14 protein-coding genes are annotated in these 16396 nt (G+C 64.6%); 9 read left to right on the top strand and 5 right to left on the bottom strand.

Translation table 11 applies throughout. From position 1 onward, the window contains the following. Nucleotides 1-5: 5 nt before the first annotated feature. The gene (locus tag ACWAT4_RS00070) at nucleotides 6-1700 is read right to left on the bottom strand and encodes an AMP-binding protein (RefSeq protein WP_212302150.1); all 1695 of its coding nucleotides are present in this window, start codon (nucleotides 1698-1700) and stop codon (nucleotides 6-8) included. Between the two features lie 121 nt (nucleotides 1701-1821). Continuing rightward, nucleotides 1822-3015: a serine hydrolase domain-containing protein gene (locus ACWAT4_RS00075; protein WP_212302062.1), complete on the bottom strand. Its 1194-nt coding sequence runs from the start codon at nucleotides 3013-3015 to the stop codon at nucleotides 1822-1824. 337 nt (nucleotides 3016-3352) lie between these two features. Here ACWAT4_RS00075 and ACWAT4_RS00080 point away from each other — a divergent pair, with 337 nt between their 5' ends. From ACWAT4_RS00080 to ACWAT4_RS00090, 3 genes are all read left to right on the top strand, one after another. Then, nucleotides 3353-3673: a hypothetical protein gene (locus tag ACWAT4_RS00080; protein ID WP_063685845.1), complete on the top strand. Its 321-nt coding sequence runs from the start codon at nucleotides 3353-3355 to the stop codon at nucleotides 3671-3673. 162 nt (nucleotides 3674-3835) lie between these two features. Further along, nucleotides 3836-5329, top strand: a complete 1494-nt coding sequence (locus ACWAT4_RS00085) for an NAD-dependent succinate-semialdehyde dehydrogenase (protein ID WP_212302061.1) — start codon at nucleotides 3836-3838, stop codon at nucleotides 5327-5329. 71 nt (nucleotides 5330-5400) lie between these two features. Further along, nucleotides 5401-6546, top strand: a complete 1146-nt coding sequence (locus ACWAT4_RS00090; protein ID WP_449729555.1) for an SbmA/BacA-like family transporter — start codon at nucleotides 5401-5403, stop codon at nucleotides 6544-6546. On the opposite strand, the gene ACWAT4_RS00095 is transcribed toward ACWAT4_RS00090, so the two are convergent. Together ACWAT4_RS00095 and ACWAT4_RS00100 are read right to left on the bottom strand one after the other, a co-directional pair. Beyond that, the gene (locus ACWAT4_RS00095) at nucleotides 6521-7435 is read right to left on the bottom strand and encodes a phosphoribosylaminoimidazolesuccinocarboxamide synthase (protein WP_212302059.1); all 915 of its coding nucleotides are present in this window, start codon (nucleotides 7433-7435) and stop codon (nucleotides 6521-6523) included. The two genes, ACWAT4_RS00090 and ACWAT4_RS00095, sit on opposite strands and share 26 nt — an antisense overlap. Before the next feature lie 77 nt (nucleotides 7436-7512). Next, a complete protein-coding gene (locus tag ACWAT4_RS00100; protein ID WP_449729556.1) occupies nucleotides 7513-8430 on the bottom strand; it encodes a pirin family protein in 918 nt (305 codons plus the stop codon). 64 nt (nucleotides 8431-8494) lie between these two features. Here ACWAT4_RS00100 and ACWAT4_RS00105 point away from each other — a divergent pair, with 64 nt between their 5' ends. The 3 genes from ACWAT4_RS00105 (at nucleotide 8495) to ACWAT4_RS00115 (ending at nucleotide 11954) form a co-directional block, all read left to right on the top strand. After that, entirely contained in the window at nucleotides 8495-9064 is a 570-nt protein-coding gene (locus ACWAT4_RS00105) for a GNAT family N-acetyltransferase (RefSeq protein ID WP_449729557.1), read from the top strand. 52 nt (nucleotides 9065-9116) lie between these two features. Further along, nucleotides 9117-10178 (top strand): helix-turn-helix domain-containing protein, encoded by a 1062-nt coding sequence (locus ACWAT4_RS00110; protein WP_212302056.1) that lies wholly within the window; start codon nucleotides 9117-9119, stop codon nucleotides 10176-10178. A 348-nt stretch (nucleotides 10179-10526) separates the two neighbouring features. Continuing rightward, on the top strand, nucleotides 10527-11954 hold the full coding sequence (locus ACWAT4_RS00115; protein ID WP_212302055.1) for a serine hydrolase domain-containing protein: 1428 nt from the start codon (nucleotides 10527-10529) through the stop codon (nucleotides 11952-11954). 30 nt (nucleotides 11955-11984) lie between these two features. On the opposite strand, the gene ACWAT4_RS00120 is transcribed toward ACWAT4_RS00115, so the two are convergent. Continuing rightward, the gene (locus ACWAT4_RS00120; protein ID WP_212302054.1) at nucleotides 11985-12986 is read right to left on the bottom strand and encodes an adenosine kinase; all 1002 of its coding nucleotides are present in this window, start codon (nucleotides 12984-12986) and stop codon (nucleotides 11985-11987) included. A 124-nt stretch (nucleotides 12987-13110) separates the two neighbouring features. Here ACWAT4_RS00120 and murJ point away from each other — a divergent pair, with 124 nt between their 5' ends. The 3 genes from murJ to ACWAT4_RS00135 all read left to right on the top strand — a co-directional run bounded on the left by murJ (nucleotide 13111) and on the right by ACWAT4_RS00135 (nucleotide 16354). After that, nucleotides 13111-14643 (top strand): murein biosynthesis integral membrane protein MurJ, encoded by a 1533-nt coding sequence (gene murJ / locus ACWAT4_RS00125; protein ID WP_212424268.1) that lies wholly within the window; start codon nucleotides 13111-13113, stop codon nucleotides 14641-14643. A gap of 69 nt (nucleotides 14644-14712) precedes the next feature. Next, nucleotides 14713-15765, top strand: coding sequence for a tryptophan--tRNA ligase (trpS, locus tag ACWAT4_RS00130; RefSeq protein WP_212302052.1), 1053 nt, complete (start codon nucleotides 14713-14715; stop codon nucleotides 15763-15765). A 94-nt stretch (nucleotides 15766-15859) separates the two neighbouring features. Further along, nucleotides 15860-16354 (top strand): universal stress protein, encoded by a 495-nt coding sequence (locus tag ACWAT4_RS00135; RefSeq protein ID WP_212302051.1) that lies wholly within the window; start codon nucleotides 15860-15862, stop codon nucleotides 16352-16354. The last annotated feature ends 42 nt before the right edge of the window (nucleotides 16355-16396 follow it).

The following is a 16396-nucleotide window of genomic DNA, read 5'->3' on the forward strand; positions in this document are numbered from 1 at the left end:
CCGCCTCACGCCGTCTTCGCCGCCTTCAGCCCCAGCCGCTGCTCCACGGCCTCGCGCATCACGAATTTCTGGATCTTTCCGGTCACCGTCATCGGGAAGTCGTCGACGAACTCCACGTAGCGCGGGATCTTGTTGTGGGCGATCTGGCCCTCGCAGAAGGCGCGGACCTCTTCGGCGGTCAGCGTCTCGCCTGGCCTGACGCGGATCCAGGCGCAGAGCTCCTCGCCATAGCGGGTGTCGGCCACGCCAAAAATCTGCACGTCCTGGATCTTGGGGTGACGGTAGAGAAACTCCTCGATCTCGCGCGGATAGAGGTTCTCGCCGCCGCGGATCACCAGATCCTTGATCCGGCCGACGATGTTGCAATAGCCCTCGTCGTCGATGGTGGCGAGATCGCCGGTGTGCATCCAGCCATTGGCGTCGAGCACGTCGGCGGTCTTTTCCTTCTCCTCCCAATAGCCCAGCATGACGCTGTAGCCGCGGGTGCAGAGCTCGCCGCGTTCGCCGCGCTTGACGATTTTGCCCTCGAGGTCGACGACCTTCACCTCGACATGCGGATGAATCCTCCCGACGGTAGAGACGCGCCGCTCGAGCGGATCGTCCGTCGCGCTCTGGAAGCTGACCGGGCTGGTCTCGGTCATGCCATAGGCGATGGTGACCTCGCGCATGTTCATCTCGGTGTTGACGCGCTTCATCACCTCGATCGGGCAGGGCGCGCCCGCCATGATGCCGGTGCGCAGCGATTTGAGGTCGAATTTCGAGAACTCGGGATGATCGAGCTCGGCGATGAACATGGTCGGTACGCCGTAGAGCGTCGTGCATCTTTCCTGCTCGACCGCACGCAGCGTCGCCAGCGGATCAAAGCCCTCGCCGGGATAGACCATGGTCGCACCTAGCGTGACGGAGGCGAGATTGCCCATCACCATGCCGAAGCAATGATAGAGCGGCACCGGGATGCAGATGCGATCCGCTTCGGTCAGGCGCATCGCGCGTCCGGTGAAATACCCGTTGTTGAGGATGTTGTGGTGTGTCAGCGTCACGCCCTTCGGCGATCCCGTGGTGCCGCTGGTGAACTGGATGTTGACGGGATCGTCGAACTGAAGCGCGGCGCCGAGCGCCGCAAGCCGTTCGCGGTGCTCCACTCTGCCCATGCGCGCGACCTCCTCGAACGGGATCGTGCCTGAGGCCGCAGGACCGCCGATCTGGATCACCATCCGCAAGGCCGGCAGCCGCGCTGCCTGCAACTGTCCGGGCCTGGCGGCTGCCAGCTCCGGCAGCAGCGTGTTGAGCATCTCGATGTACTGGCTGGTTTTGAACGCCGTCGCCGTGACGATCGCAGCGCAGCCGACCTTCTTCAGCGCGAACTCCAGCTCGCTCAGCCGGTAGGCGGGATTGATCGTCACCAGGATCAGGCCGGCCTTGGCGGCGGCGAACTGGGTCAGGGTCCATTCCGGCCGGTTCAGCGACCAGATGCCGATCCGCTCGCCGCGTTCGAGGCCAAGCGCGAGAAAGCCCGCGGCGAGCGCGTCGACGCGTTCGGCGAACTCCGTCCAGGTCCATCGCACGCCGTGGCTGGGCGAGACCAGCGCCTCGCGGTTACCCCAGCGCCGTACCGCATGATCGAGGCTGCGACCGATGGTATCGCCGAGCAGCGGCGTATCCGAGATACCGCAAACGTAACTTTCGGCTTTGCCTGCCAAACCATCCGCCAAGTTCGTCTCCTCAAAATTGTTGCCTCGTGCCCTGAAGCCGAAGGCGTTCGGGCACGAGGTTATCCGTTGCCGGGAAGGCGCGCGACGCCGCGCGCCTCATACTAAGTGGTTACGCCGCCTTCTTGCCGCTGCCCGCATCGAGCCCGGCGTAGACGCCGCGCTCGAAGCCCGCGAACGCCTGCAGGCATTTTGCATCCGCAAACGGCAGCAGCTGCATCAGGATCACGCCGGTGACGTCGCGCACCGGGTCGATCCAGTAATAGGTATTGGCGAGGCCCGCCCATGCGAGACTGCCTGCACTGCGGCCCTCCGCGGTCTTCGCGGTGTTGATCATGAAGCTGAGGCCCCACTTCTTCGCCTGATCCGGATAGAGATCGACGTCGTTGGTGTAAATCGGCGCCGCCGTCGTCATCTTGGTCATGTTGAGATCGCCCATCTGGTTCTGGCTCATCATGGCGATGGTCTCGGCTTTGAGCACTTGGTTGCCGTTGCCGCGGCCCTTGTTCAGGATCATCTGGGTGAACTTGATGTAGTCGGCCGCGGTCGAATACAGGCCGCCACCCCCCATGTGGAATTCCGGGTTCTGCTCGAGCTCGAACGGGATCGCGGCGAGCTGTCCGTCCTCACCGCGCGCGTGCATGCCGACGAGACGCTTGCGCATGTCGTCGGTGATCTTGAAGCCGGTGTCGGACATGCCGAGCGGCGCAAAGAGATTGTCGCGCAGATAGGCATCCAGCTTTTTGCCGCTGACGGCTTCCACGGCCTTGCCGACGAAATCGATATTGGTGCCGTATTCCCAGCGCGTGCCGGGATCGGTCATGACAGGCGTCTTCAGCGCGGCGTTCTGGCAGGTGATGATCCCGGGCGTGCCGGTCTTCTCCATATAGGCTGCGAATTCACCATTCCACATATCGTAGCAGAAGCCGGCCGTGTGGGTCATGAGCTGCCGCAGCGTGATCGCGCTTTTCGCCGGACGCAATTTTGGTTCGCCCTTGGCATCGAAGCCTTCGAGCACCTGCGGCTTGGCGAGATCAGGCAGCAGCGATCCGATCGGCGCATCGAGCGACAGCTTGCCCTGCTCGACCAGTTGCATCGCGCCGGCACTCGTTACCGCCTTCGTCATCGAGGCGATCCAGAACACGCTGTCGGCGGTCATCGCATCGGGCTTGGACAGATCGCGCTTGCCGAACGCGCCTTGATACAGCACATCGTTACCGCTGGCGGCGATCGCAACGACGCCGGGGATTTCCTTGGCGTCGCTTGCCTTGCGTAGAATCTCGTCGATCTCAGCTTTGCTTTGCATACGCGTTTCCTCCGGTTTGATTATTGTTGGAAGTGATCGATTGTCCTCCCGCATGGGCTGCGCAGCAAGCGTGGTGATATGCACCCTGCGGTCGCGATGTCGTGACTTGACGCTCAAGGTCCAGCGCGGGACGACTGTTTTGCAACACGTCTTCACAATCTGCGGTGGATGGCCGCAACCAGCCGTGACCTTGGATGGGCTCAGGCGATATGTTTCAGGTGTTTGAAGCACTGAAACATTTTGTGCGTTGCGGCGTTCAGTTCGCAGCCTGATTGACGGCGGACGTTAAGACTTGATGCAATTTTGGCGGCCGCCCACCGGCCGCAAGGGGGCTTAAATGATTTCGACATGGAGCGAATGGAAGCGCTATCCCCGTCCCGGCCGGGGCGACAATCTGGAAGCGCCGATCTCGCCCGGTATTTACGAGGTTCGGGTCGCCGGCACCGGCGCGCTCTATTCCTTCGGCGCGGTCGACAACCTTGCGCAGTCGCTGGCGCTGCTGCCGGTCGGCTCGAAATCCTGGTTCGGCCGCCGCGACACCTCGGATGTACCCGATCTCGAATACCGGACCTGTGCGACCTCCTCGAAGGCCGACGCCAAGGCAGCCGCCGAGCGCATGATCGGCCGGCGCGAGACCTATATGAGCGGCGCGGCGTAACTGCTTGCTCGATTGCGATGCCAAACCTCTCCCGCAGGGAGAGGTGAAGAGCTGGCCCGTCCCAACTTAATCTCCCAGCAGATGTGCGTTGCGGGACGGTGCATTGCGTGTCGTCTCTCCCTATATTCCGGGCCGATCCGATCGCGCCTTAGGAGTAATGCCATGACCTCGACCGCCGCTGCACGCGCCCAGCACGCCACCGCCAGCCTGCGCGGCCGGTTGAAAGACCCGTCGCTCCTGAAGGAGGCCTGCTACATCGACGGCGCCTGGGTCGGCACGCCGGTCTTTGCCGTGAACAATCCCGCGACCGGTGTCGAGATCGCGAAGGTGCCGCAGCTGGGTGCGGACGACACCACCAAGGCGGTCGAAGCCGCTCAGCGCGCCTTCCCGGCCTGGGCCAAGCACACCGCCAAGCAGCGCTCCAACATCCTGCGCAAATGGTTCGAGCTGATCATCGCCAATCGCGAGGACCTCGCGCTGATCCTCACCTCCGAGCAAGGCAAGCCGTTGTCGGAAGCGCTTGGCGAGGTCGACATCGGCGCCGCCTATATCGAGTTCTTCGCCGAGGAAGCCCGCCGCGTCTATGGCGAGACCATCCCGACGCAGCGGCCCGATGCGCGCCTGCTCGCGATCAAGCAGCCGATCGGCGTCTGCGGCGCCATCACGCCGTGGAACTTCCCGAACTCCATGATCACGCGCAAGGTGTCGCCGGCGCTAGCCGCGGGCTGCACCGTGGTGCTGAAGCCCGCCAACGAGACGCCGCTCTCGGCCTTGGCGCTGGCCGTGCTCGCCGAGAAGGCCGGCATCCCCAAGGGCGTGCTCAACATCATCACCGGCGACGCACCGCCGATCGGCAAGGTGCTGTGCGAGCATCCGGCGGTGCGCTTCGTCGGCTTCACCGGCTCGACCGCAGTCGGCAAAATCCTCTACCAGCAGGCGTCCGTCGGCGTGAAGCGGCTCGGCCTCGAACTCGGCGGCAACGCGCCGTTCGTGGTGTTCGACGACGCCGACATCGATGCTGCGGTCGAAGGCGCGATCGTCTCGAAGTACCGCAACATGGGGCAGACCTGCGTCTGCGCCAACCGCATCTACGCCCAGGACAAGATCTACGACGAGTTCGTGAAGAAATTGTCGGCCAAGGTCTCCGCGATGAAGATCGGCGACGGCACCGAGACCGGCGTCACGCAGGGGCCGCTGATCAATATGAAGGCAATCGACAAGGTCGAGCGCCACATCGCGGATGCCGTCAAGCGCGGCGCCAAAGTCGTGACCGGCGGCAAGCGCAGCGAGCTCGGCCGCTCGTTCTTCGAGCCGACCGTGCTCGCCGACGTCAAGCCGGACTCGCTGGTGTCGCAGGAAGAAACCTTCGGCCCGCTCGCCCCCGTGATCCGCTTTAAGGACGAGGCCGACGTGATTGCGATGTGCAACGCTTCGCCGTTCGGCCTCGCGTCCTACTTCTACTCCCGTGATCTCGGCCGCGTCTGGCGTGTCGCCGAAGCGCTGGAGTCAGGCATGGTCGGCGTCAACACCGGCCTCATCACCACCGAAGTCGCGCCGTTCGGCGGCGTCAAGGAAAGCGGCCTTGGCCGCGAAGGCTCGCGTCACGGCATGGAAGAATATGTCGAGATCAAATATGTGATGATGGCGGGGGTATAGCCGGCGTCGCTTGACGCAGGTCAAGAGGCCTCGGGCAAGGCACCATAATTTGGCGCGAGCGGCATCATCTGGTGGCGCGCACGCAGGATTGCGGCTTGCGAATGCTGACGAGGACCTCTTTCGTTCCGGGTGAAAAGCGGCTGCTTGGCCGTTTCTGGCATAGCGCCTCTGGATACTGGCGCGGACCAACGGCGTGGACAGCCTGGCTCCTGGTGATTGCGCTGATTGCCAACGTGGTCCTGCAACTCCTGACACAATATCGCTTGAACTACTGGAATCGCGATTTCTTCGACGCGATCGGGCAGAAGGACCAGGCGGGACTGCTCTATCAGGCGTTTCGGTTTCTGCCGCTGGCGGGCGCAAGCATCGCCCTCGCCGCTTTCTCGGTGTGGGCGCGCATGACCCTGCAACGTTCCTGGCGCGAATGGCTGAGCAACCGCCTCTATGACGATTGGCTGGGAGGTTCTCACCTTGCCAGGTCGGGCCCCCTCGCCGGACACCACGAGGCGCCCGAATATCGCATCGCCGAGGACGCCAAGGTCGCAACCGACTTGCCGATCGACCTCGCCACCGGGCTGCTTCAGTCCTTGCTCACGATCGGTACGTTCATCGGGGTGCTATGGTCCGTCGGCGGCAATTTGCGGGTCCATCTTGACGGTATGGACTTTACGATTCCCGGCTATCTCGTCCTTGCTGTGATCGCGTATGCCGCGCTGCTGGCGATCGGCATCTGGCTGACAGCCGGCCGTCTGACGCGAGTCATCGAAGAAAACAAGCGCATGGAGGCTGAGCTACGGGCGATTGGAACGCATGTGCGCGAAAGCGGTGAAGGGAAGATCGTTTTCGAGGATCGACCGATTGGCCGCCACGCCGTCGTGTCCGCGTTGAAGGCCGTGATCGCGATCTGGCGCATCTATTGCTGGCAATTGATGCGGATGACGCTGATCACGTACACCAGCCTTCTGGTGACGCCTGTGATCGGCCTGCTGTTGTGTCTTCCCAAATACCTTGCCGATGCGATGACGCTTGGCGAAGTGGTTCAGGCGTCGGCAGCCTTTGTCGTCGTCCAGACCGCGTTCAACTGGTTCACCGACAACTACGCCAAGCTTGCAGAATGGACAGCCTCCGCCAATCGGGTTGCCGAACTCCTGCTCGCCCTGGACGAGGATCAGACGATCCAGAATAGCAGAGCTAAATCTTCAGCTCTTTCCCCGTGACCCGCCGATACGCTTCCAGATACCGCTTGCTGGTCGCATCCACGACGCTTGCGGGCAGCGGCGGCGGCGGGGCATCGCCGTTCCAGCGGCCGGCGCGGCGCTCGACGTCGAGATAGTCGCGAAGCGGCTGCTTATCGAAACTCGCCTGCGGCTGGCCGGGCTTGTAGGCATCGACGGCCCAGAAGCGCGACGAGTCCGGCGTCATGACTTCGTCGATCAGGATGATGCGGCCGTCCTTGTCGCGGCCGAACTCGAACTTGGTGTCGGCGATGATGATGCCCTGCTCGCGCGCCAGCTCCTCGCCGAGCGTGTAGATCGCACGCGTCATGCTTTCGAGCGTATAGGCGACGTCGTCTCCAACGACTTCGCGCATCTTCGCGATGGTGATGTTCTCGTCATGGCCGGTCTCGGCCTTGGTCGCAGGGCTGAAGATCGAGGGATCGAGCTTCTCGCTCTCGACGAGGCCGGCCTTCAGCTTCTCGCCGGCAAGCGTGCCGCTCGCCGCGTACTCCTTCCAGGCCGAGCCCGAAAGATAGCCGCGGATCACGCATTCGATCGGAAACACGGTGGTGCGCTTGCACAACATGGCGCGGCCGAGGATCTCGGCGCGGTGCGGCTGCAAAGCCGGCACGGCCGCGATGATCTCGTCGGTGTCGGCGCTGATCATGTGATGCGGCACCACGCCTTCGAGCTTGTTGAACCAGAAGGCGCTGATCTGGGTCAGCACGGCGCCCTTCATCGGGATGGTCTCGCCCATCACGACGTCGAAGGCGCTGATGCGGTCGGTGGTGAGGAGCAGCAGGCGGTCGTCGTCGACGGCGTAAATATCGCGCACCTTGCCGCGGCCGATCTTGGTCAGGGGCAGGTCGCTGGAGAGCATGGTGGTCATCGCAAGGCTTTCGCAGACTTGGCTTACAGGAAGGACATCCGGCCGCACCTGACGGCACGGCCGGACACCGGATTAGCCTATTCCGGCAGCGGAATGAACTCATGTTCCTGAGGAACCGCGGCGAAGCGGCCGGTTTTCCAGTCCTGCTTGGCCTGCTCGATCCGCTCCTTGCTGGAGGAGACGAAATTCCACCAGATGTGGCGCGGCCCTTCCAATGCATCGCCACCGAGAAACATCATTCGCGTGGCCTTGAGCGCCTTCACGGTGATGCGGTCGCCGGGACGGAAGATCAGCAGCCGCGGCCCCTCGTAGCGCTCGTTCGCGATCTCGACCTCGCCATCGACGACATAGATCGCGCGCTCTTCATGATCGGGGTCGAGCGGCACGGTCGCCCCGGCCACGGCCGTGACCTCGGTGTAGAACCAGGGCGAGACCATTTCCACCGGCGAGGTGATGCCGAAGGCGGAGCCCGCGATCACCCGTGCGGTAAAATCGCGCTCGGAGATCATCGGCAGATCGCCTGCCGCATAATGCTGGAACGAAGGATCGATCTCCTCCGATCCGGCCGGCAGCGCGATCCAGCTCTGCAGGCCGAGCATCTTTTGCCCCGAGGCGCGCTGCGCCTCCGGCGTGCGCTCCGAATGCGCAATGCCGCGGCCCGCCGTCATCAAATTCATCGCGCCGGGCGCGATCTCCTGCACGTTGCCCTCGCTGTCGCGATGCATGATCGACCCGTCAAACAGATAGGTGACGGTGGCAAGCCCGATATGCGGATGCGGCCGCACGTCCATGCCCTTGCCGGAGACGAACTGCACCGGCCCGAAATGATCGAAGAAGATGAAAGGCCCGACCATCTGCCGCTTGCCGTGCGGCAGCGCGCGCCGCACCTCGAATCCGTCGCCGAGATCGCGGGTCCGCGGCACGATAACGAGATCGAGCGCATCGCAGGACATGGGATCGCCGAGCACGGGATCGTTGGAGGGTTGCCAGCTCATGGTGCACTCCTGTTTCTTACTGGTATGATCGTAGCAGAACATCGTTCGGAACGGGAGGAGACAGATGATTCCGCCGCTCAAGCCTGGCGCCAGGCTGCTCGAGGTCACCGGCCCCGAAATCGAGACGGACCGTCTTATCCTGCGCCCATGGCGCGCCAGCGACATCGCGCCCAACGCCGAAATGCTGAGCGATCCCGGCACGGCGCGGTTCATCGCGGCCGACGGCAATCCAGTCACCACCGCGATCGCTGGCTGGCGCAATGCAGCCGTGATCTCCGGGCACTGGGCGCTCTACGGCTTCGGCATGTTCGTGGTCGAGGAAAAGGCGAGCGGCAAATATGTCGGCCGTGTTGGACCGTGGAGTCCGCCCGGCTGGCCCGGCTTCGAGGTCGGCTGGGGCATTGCCAAGGAATTTCGCGGCAAGGGCTATGCGGTTGAGGCAGCCCGTGCGTCGATCGACTGGGCGTTCGACAGTTTTGAGGTCGACGAGATCATGCACTGCATCGAAAGCGTGAATGCGCCGTCCCAAGCTGTGGCGCGAAAGCTCGGTGCGCGGAAGGATCGTGAGATCGATCTGTTCGGCAAGCCTGCCGACGCCTGGATCACAACACGCGCGTCGTGGCGGCGAAATTGAATCCGTCGCTGATCTGACTTAAGTTCGCGGCGCTGACGACCGGACCGATGGGATGCTGCTGACCAATCTCGAGCTCGCTTTCCGCGCCGCCAGCGTCGCGCTGCTGCTGATGCTGGCGGCGGCGCTGTTGCAGGACTTTCGCAGAGTGCTCACAGCGCGCCTCGGCGCCGCCTTTGCGCTGGGCTCGGCCGCGCATGCGGCGAGCTATTCGATGGATGTCACGTCGCGGATCCCGCTCTGGCATGCACCGCTGATCGCGTTGTCGACCGGCACCATGGTGGTGTTCTGGCTGTTCACACGCTCCCTGTTCGACGACGAGTTTCGTCTCCGCTGGTGGCACGGATGGATCTGGGCGCTGGTGACGGCCTTCAGCTTCGCGGGCTGCGTCTGGATTGCCCCCAGCGGCCATGTGCGGTTCTCGGTGACGGCAGTCAATCTGATCGTGCTCGGCTTCATTGCGCTTGCGATCGGGCAGACGATCGCCTCGTGGCCGGCCGACCTGGTCGAGCGCCGCCGCCACGTTCGTGTCTTCATCGTCTGCGCAACCGCACTCTATGGCGGGCTGAACGCGGTGCTCCAGATCGCAGTCGCCGGCTACCACGTCGGCGAGGTCGCCGAGACCATCAATGCCGGCGCGCTTACCTGCACCGTCGCCGCGATCGTCTATGCCATGATGCGTATTGATGGGGCGGATCTGTTTCCGGCCGCGGCGGAGCCCGCGCCGCCGATTGTCTTTAGTCAGCCGGCGGTCGATGAGGCCGCCGATCAAAAGCTCATCGATGCCCTGATGCGGCTGATGGCTGACGAGCGGATCTATCGCCAGGAGAACGTCACCATCGGCGTTTTGGCGACCCGGCTGAAAATTCCGGAATACCGGCTGCGCCGGCTGATCAACCAGCGGCTCGGCTATCGCAATTTCAACGTGTTCCTGAACAACCACCGCATCGAGGAAGCCAAGGCCGCGCTCGCCGATCCCACCCAGGCCGAGGTTCCCGTCATCACCATCGCCATGGACGCCGGCTTCCAGTCCCTCGGCCCATTCAACCGCGCCTTCAAGGCGGTGACCGGCGTGACGCCAACGGAGTACCGGCGGCTCAAGGTCGATGCAGCCTGAGCTTCTCTTAATCTCTCCCCGCGAGCGGACCGCAAGCGGGGCGAGGTCGGATCGCCCTTGCGATCCGGGTGAGGGGGTACAGGTCTCACGGCGATCTCACCCGCGGAGAGAGGCCCCTCACCCCAACCCTCTCAGCGCGAGCGAAGCTCGTCACGGCCCCGTACGAACGGGGCGAAGGAGTACACCGCGCCGTGGTGATGCAGCATTTAAATGCTTAGAATCATAGAATAATTCCAAAATCGACCAGTCCGCTCCGACTTCAACCAGGTCGTTTTTCAAATCCGGCGAGCGCATATCGCCCACATCCGGCCTGCTCTCCCGCACCACCCCCGCAGCCGGAGAAAGCCCGTGACCCGCCGCCGCAAGATCATCCTCCTCACCACCACCATTATCTGTGCCGGTCTTGCGCTCGGCGCGGCGCGGGCCCGCGATGTGCCCAAGGTTGCGACCGGCTTCATCGCCGACACGCTCTGCGCGGAGACGTTCGTCTCCGGCCTGGATCCCCGGCGCGACCTCGCCGAGACCACCGACGCGATGCCGGGCACCCGCCTGCTGACCTGGGCAATGGATCTTCAGATCGATCGCAGCCGCAAGGATGTCACCGTGTCCCTGTTCGGGATCGGCCGCAGCCATGCCGTCTATCGCGAGGGGCTCGGCTGCACGCTCGAGCACGGCCAGGGAATCGTCGACGTCGCATTGCCGTCCGACGGCAAGCAGCCGGCCTCGCTCCCCGAGATCGCCGGCCCGGGACTCGTGACGCCACAAAGCGAGGGCCTGTCAGCTGCGCTCGACCGCGCCTTCGCCGAGCCCGCGCAGCCGCCTTACCGCCGTACCCGCGCAATCGTCGTCATGAAGGCCGGCCGCATCATCGCCGAACGCTATGCCGACGGCATCGGACCGGAGACGCAACTGCTCGGCTTCTCCATGACCAAGTCGGTGATGTCGGCGTTGACGGGCATTCTCGTGCGTCAGGGCAAGTTGAAGCTCGACGGGCCCGCGCCGGTTGCGGCCTGGCAAAATCCGAATGATCCGCGTCATGCCATCACCGTCGATCAATTGCTGCGTCACACCGCAGGCATTGCGCTCGGAAGCTCGTTGGAAGCCTGGCTCGGTTCGGCGCTCGAGCCGGTCAACACCATGAAATTCGCCGAGGACGACATGGCCGCCTATGCCGCGAGCATGCCGCTCGCGACCGCGCCGGGCACGGTGTGGAATTATCACGACGGCAACACCATCATGCTCGCGCATCTGATCCGCAACGCCGTGGGTGGCAAGCCCGAAGATGCGCTGCGCTTCGCACGCCGCGAATTGTTCGCACCGCTCGGCATGAACAACGTCACGCTTCAGCTCGACGGCGCCGGCACGATCGAGGGCTCCAGCAACATGCTCGCCTCCGCGCGCGACTGGGCGCGCTTCGGCCAGCTCTATCTCAATGACGGCGTCGCCGGCGGCCGGCGCATTTTGCCGGAAGGCTGGGTGAACTATTCGGCGACGGCGACGCCGAATGCCTGGGTCGGCATCGGCGCCGGCTTCTGGACCAACCAGGGCGACAGCTTTGGCGCAATGTTTCGAACCAAGCACGGTTGGCCGCGCGACGCCTTCTTCGCCAAGGGTACGATCGGGCAGTACACGATCGTGATCCCCTCGGAGCGCCTCGTCATCGTGCGCCTCGGCCGCTCGCCGAACGCGCCGCCGCAAGCCGATGGCGTGTTCGATCTCGTGCGCGACGTGGTGGCGACGACGCGCGAGAAGGGAAAGCTGGCGGGCGTGAATTGAGCTGTCCCCCGCCTTCCCTGGAGGGAAGGGCTAGACCCTCAGCCCCCGCTGCTGCGCCAATTCCTTCAGCGACACTTGCGGGCGCGCGCCGATGTGCTGGATCACTTCGGCAGCGGCAAGCGCACCGAGCTCGCCGCATTGCTTGTGCGACAGATCGCGCGAGAGGCCGTAGAGGAAGCCGGCGGCGAACAGATCGCCTGCGCCGGTGGTGTCGACCAGCTGGGTGATCGGCGAGGCCGGCGCGGAGACGGCGTCGGTCGGCGTCACCACGACGCAGCCCTTCTCGCTACGGGTGACCACGCCGAGCTTGACGTCGTTACGCAGCTGCTTGAGCGCGGTGTCGAAGTCGGAGGTCTCGTAGAGCGAATGCAGCTCGGACTCGTTGGCGAACACGATGTCGGCGGTGCCGTCGCGCATCAACCCCAGAAATTCGTCGCGATAGCGGCCGACGCAGAAGGAGTCCGACAGCGTCAGCGCGACCTTGCGCCCGGCCTCGTGGGCAATCTTGGAGGCCTTGAGGAAGGCTTCCTTGGCGCCCGGCGGATCCCAGAGATAGCCTTCGAGATAGACGATCTTGGCGGCCGCGATCTCGGCCGGATCGATATCGGCCGGCGACAGATCCTGCGCCGCGCCGAGATAGGTGTTCATGGTGCGCTCACCGTCACCGGTAACCAGGATGTAGGAGCAGCCGGTGGCCGGGCCGTCCTTCGCGGCGGGCGTATTAAAGGCAACGCCGGCAGCGCGGATGTCGTGGACATAGAGCTTGCCGATCTGGTCGTCCTTGACCTTGCCGACATAAGCGGCGCGCGCGCCGAGGCTGCCGATGCCGACGATGGTGTTGGCGGCCGAGCCGCCGGAGACTTCCGTCGCCGGGCCCATGTCATTGTAAATGGCGGCGGCCCGCGCCTCGTCGATCAGGGACATGCTGCCCTTGGTCATGCCGTGCTTGGCCAAAAAGGCCTCGTCGGTGCGGACCAGCACGTCGAACAGCGCGTTGCCGATGCCGAGAACGTCATATTTCACGTCAGCCATTCACCTTGATCCTGTTTGCCGGATTGCGATCCCTGAGGAAATCCGCTTCCTGTCGGCCTGAAATCTGGCCCGCGGCCTATCACGACCGGGCCGCTACGGGCAAGCAACGGTATTATAACAGCCGATGATCCGCTCCTTCCTGACCGTCTCGACGGGAACACTGGCCTCGCGGCTGCTGGGCTTTGCTCGCGATTCCCTGATCGCGGCGCTGCTCGGCACCGGCGCCGTGGCGGATGCCTTTCTGGCCGCCTTCCAGCTCGTCAATGTGGTGCGTCGCCTGCTCAGCGAGGGGGCCCTGAATGCCGCGTTGGTTCCGGCCTGGCTGCGCATCCGCGACCGTGATGGCGCAGAAGCTGCGTCGGCGTTTGCCGGACGCGTGCTCGGCACGGTCAGCGCGGCCCTGATCGTGATCTCGATCGGCATCGCGCTGTTGATGCCGCTGATCATCATGATCATCGCGCCCGGCTTCGTCGGCAGCGCCACGCTCGATCTCGCCGTCCAGAACGCGCGGCTGATGCTGCCTTATCTCGCCTTTGCCGGCCCGGTCACGGTGCTGATGGGGCTGCTGAATGCGCAGGGACGATTTGCGCTCACGGCGTTCTCGCCGCTGCTGTTCAACATCGCGCTGATCGCAACAATCGCGGCGCTGCTGCTGTGGCACGCCGATGCGTCGCTGGCCGCATGGATGCTCGCAGCCACCGTCGGCATCGCCGGCCTGCTGCAGCTCCTGATGCTGCTGTCGCAGCGAAGCGCAAGTCTCGCAACACCGTTGCGCGTGAGCTTCGACAAGGAGATGCGCGGCTTCTTCGCCAAGGCGATCCCGGGCATGATCGCAAGCTCAGGCCCGCAATGGCTGATGGTGGCGGGCGCCATCATCGCCTCCGCGACGCCGTCCGCCGTGTCCTGGCTCTATTTCGCCAATCGCCTGATCGAGCTGCCGCTCGGCATCGTCGGCGTCGCCATGGGCACGGTGCTGGTGCCGGAGCTGACGCGCGCGGTCGGCAGCGGCGATCGCGATGCGGTGGCGCACGCTGAATCGCGCGCGCTGGAACTTGCGACCGGGCTCGCACTGCCCGCCACGCTTGGCCTCGCCGTGCTGGCCGAGCCGATCGTGCGGCTGTTGTTCGAGCATGGCGCCTTTGGCGCGGAGGACAGCGCGGCCACTGCACATGCGCTGATGTGGCTGGCGCTGGGCCTGCCGGCCCATGTGCTGATCAAGGCGCTGTCGCCGGCCTTCTATGCCCGCAGCGACACGATGACGCCGCTGCTCGCCACGGCCAAGGGCTTTGTGGTCGCGGTCGTGCTCGCCGTGCTGCTCGGGCACTTCCTCGGCGCGAGCGGGATCGCGGCCAGCATCGCGGCCGGCGCCTGGAGCAGCGCACTGGCGCTGCTTCGAAAAGGCACGAGCGAATTCGGTTTCTCGGTCGACGCCGCTGCCCGCAAGCGGTTGCCGCGGATCGTGCTCGCCGCAGCCGCCATGGGCGCCCTGCTCTGGCTGACGACGGGGCTGATGCCATCAGCAGCGCATGGCCTGATCCGCTTCATCGTGCTCGGCCTGCAGATCGCGGCCGGGATCGCCGTCTATGGCGCGCTCCTGCAAATCCTTGGCGCAGCCTCATGGCGCGAGGCGGCTGGCGCCCTGAAGCGGCCGGCCTGACGAATTGCCCTTGACGGGGCAGCGCTGCTGTTGGAAACGACGGCCGGCGACCTCTCAGGAAAACTGACCATGCCATTCGTTGAACGGGTTTTTTCGGGCGTCCAGCCGACGGGCAATCTGCACCTCGGCAACTACCTCGGCGCGATCGTCAACTTCGTGAAGATGCAGGAAACCCACAACTGCATCTATTGCGTCGTCGACATGCACGCGATCACGCAGGGCTTGGACGTCTGGGGCGGGCCGGTCGAGCTCGCGCGCAACACCCGCGAGGTGACCGCGGCGTTCATCGCTGCCGGCATCGATCCGAAGAAGCACATCGTGTTCAACCAGAGCCAGGTCTCGGGCCACGCCGAGCTCGCCTGGATCTTCAACTGCGTCGCGCGCACGGGCTGGCTCGACCGCATGACCCAGTTCAAGGAGAAGGCCGGCAAGAATCGCGAGAACGCCTCGGTCGGGCTGTACGACTATCCCGTGCTGATGGCCGCCGACATTCTGCTCTACCGCGCCACCCACGTTCCGGTCGGCGAGGACCAGAAGCAGCATCTCGAGCTCTCGCGCGACATCGCGCAGAAGTTCAACAATGATTTCGGCGATTCCATTCGCAGCCACGGCGGCAATGACGGCCTGTTCTTCCCGCTGCCGGAACCGTTCATTACGGGCCCGGCGACGCGCGTGATGAGCTTGCGCGACGGCACCAAGAAGATGTCGAAGTCGGATGCGTCGGACAATTCGCGCATCAATCTCACCGACGACGCCGACACCATCGCGCAGAAGATCCGCAAGGCGAAGACCGATCCGGAGCCGCTGCCGTCCGAAGAGAAGGGCCTGGAAGCGCGGCCCGAGGCCGACAATCTCGTCGGCATCTTCGCAGCCCTCTCCGACCGCTCCAAGGCCGACGTGCTCCGCGAATTCGGCGGCGGCCAGTTCTCCAGCTTCAAGAACGCGCTGGCAGAGCTGTGCGTCACCAAGCTTGCGCCGATCGCCGGCGAGATGAAGCGCCTGGTTGCGGACCCCGGCCACATCGACACCATCCTCAACAATGGTTCCGACCGGGCTCGCGTCATCGCCGAGGAGACCATGAACCTCTCCAAGGACATCGTCGGCTTCATTCGCCGGCGCTAGACCCTTGGCCTGCGCCACGGCGCGGGCCGCTTCGCCTCTCCCCAAGCGCGAGCGAGTGTGGCAGCATGCTCCCGGTGCAGATTCCGGGATAGGCATGACCAGCAAGCGACTTTGCTTCGAGCCGGGTCACAAGCCCAAATGCCTCGTCATTGTCGACGACACCGCCGAATGGGATCGCGCGGTCTATTACGCCAGCCGCTGGGCGATCCGCGCCGGCGGCGGCGTGGTGATGCTGCGCATCATCGAGATCGAGGACCAGAACCAGCAATGGCTTGGAGTCGCCGACATCATGCGCGCCGAAGCGCATGAAGCGGCGGAAGCCGCGCTCGACCGCGCCGCCGGCCGCGCCAACGGCATCGCCGCGATCACACCGGAGCGGCTGATCCGCGAAGGGGCCGCGATGGAACAGCTGCTCGCGGTCATCGACGAGGACCCAGACATCGCCATGCTCGTGCTCGCCGCCAGCCCCGGCGCGGAAGGGCCAGGGCCCTGGGTGGCGCTGCTTTCGCACGTGCTCGGCACGTTCCCGGTGCCCGTGACCGTCATTTCGGGGGCGCTCAGCGACCAAAGCGTGGATTCGCTGTCGTAGCCCCCTGAAGACGTTCAGGCGGCACCCTAACCCACTGAAATA

The sequence above is a fragment of the Bradyrhizobium sp. T-1 genome (genome assembly GCF_053592855.1).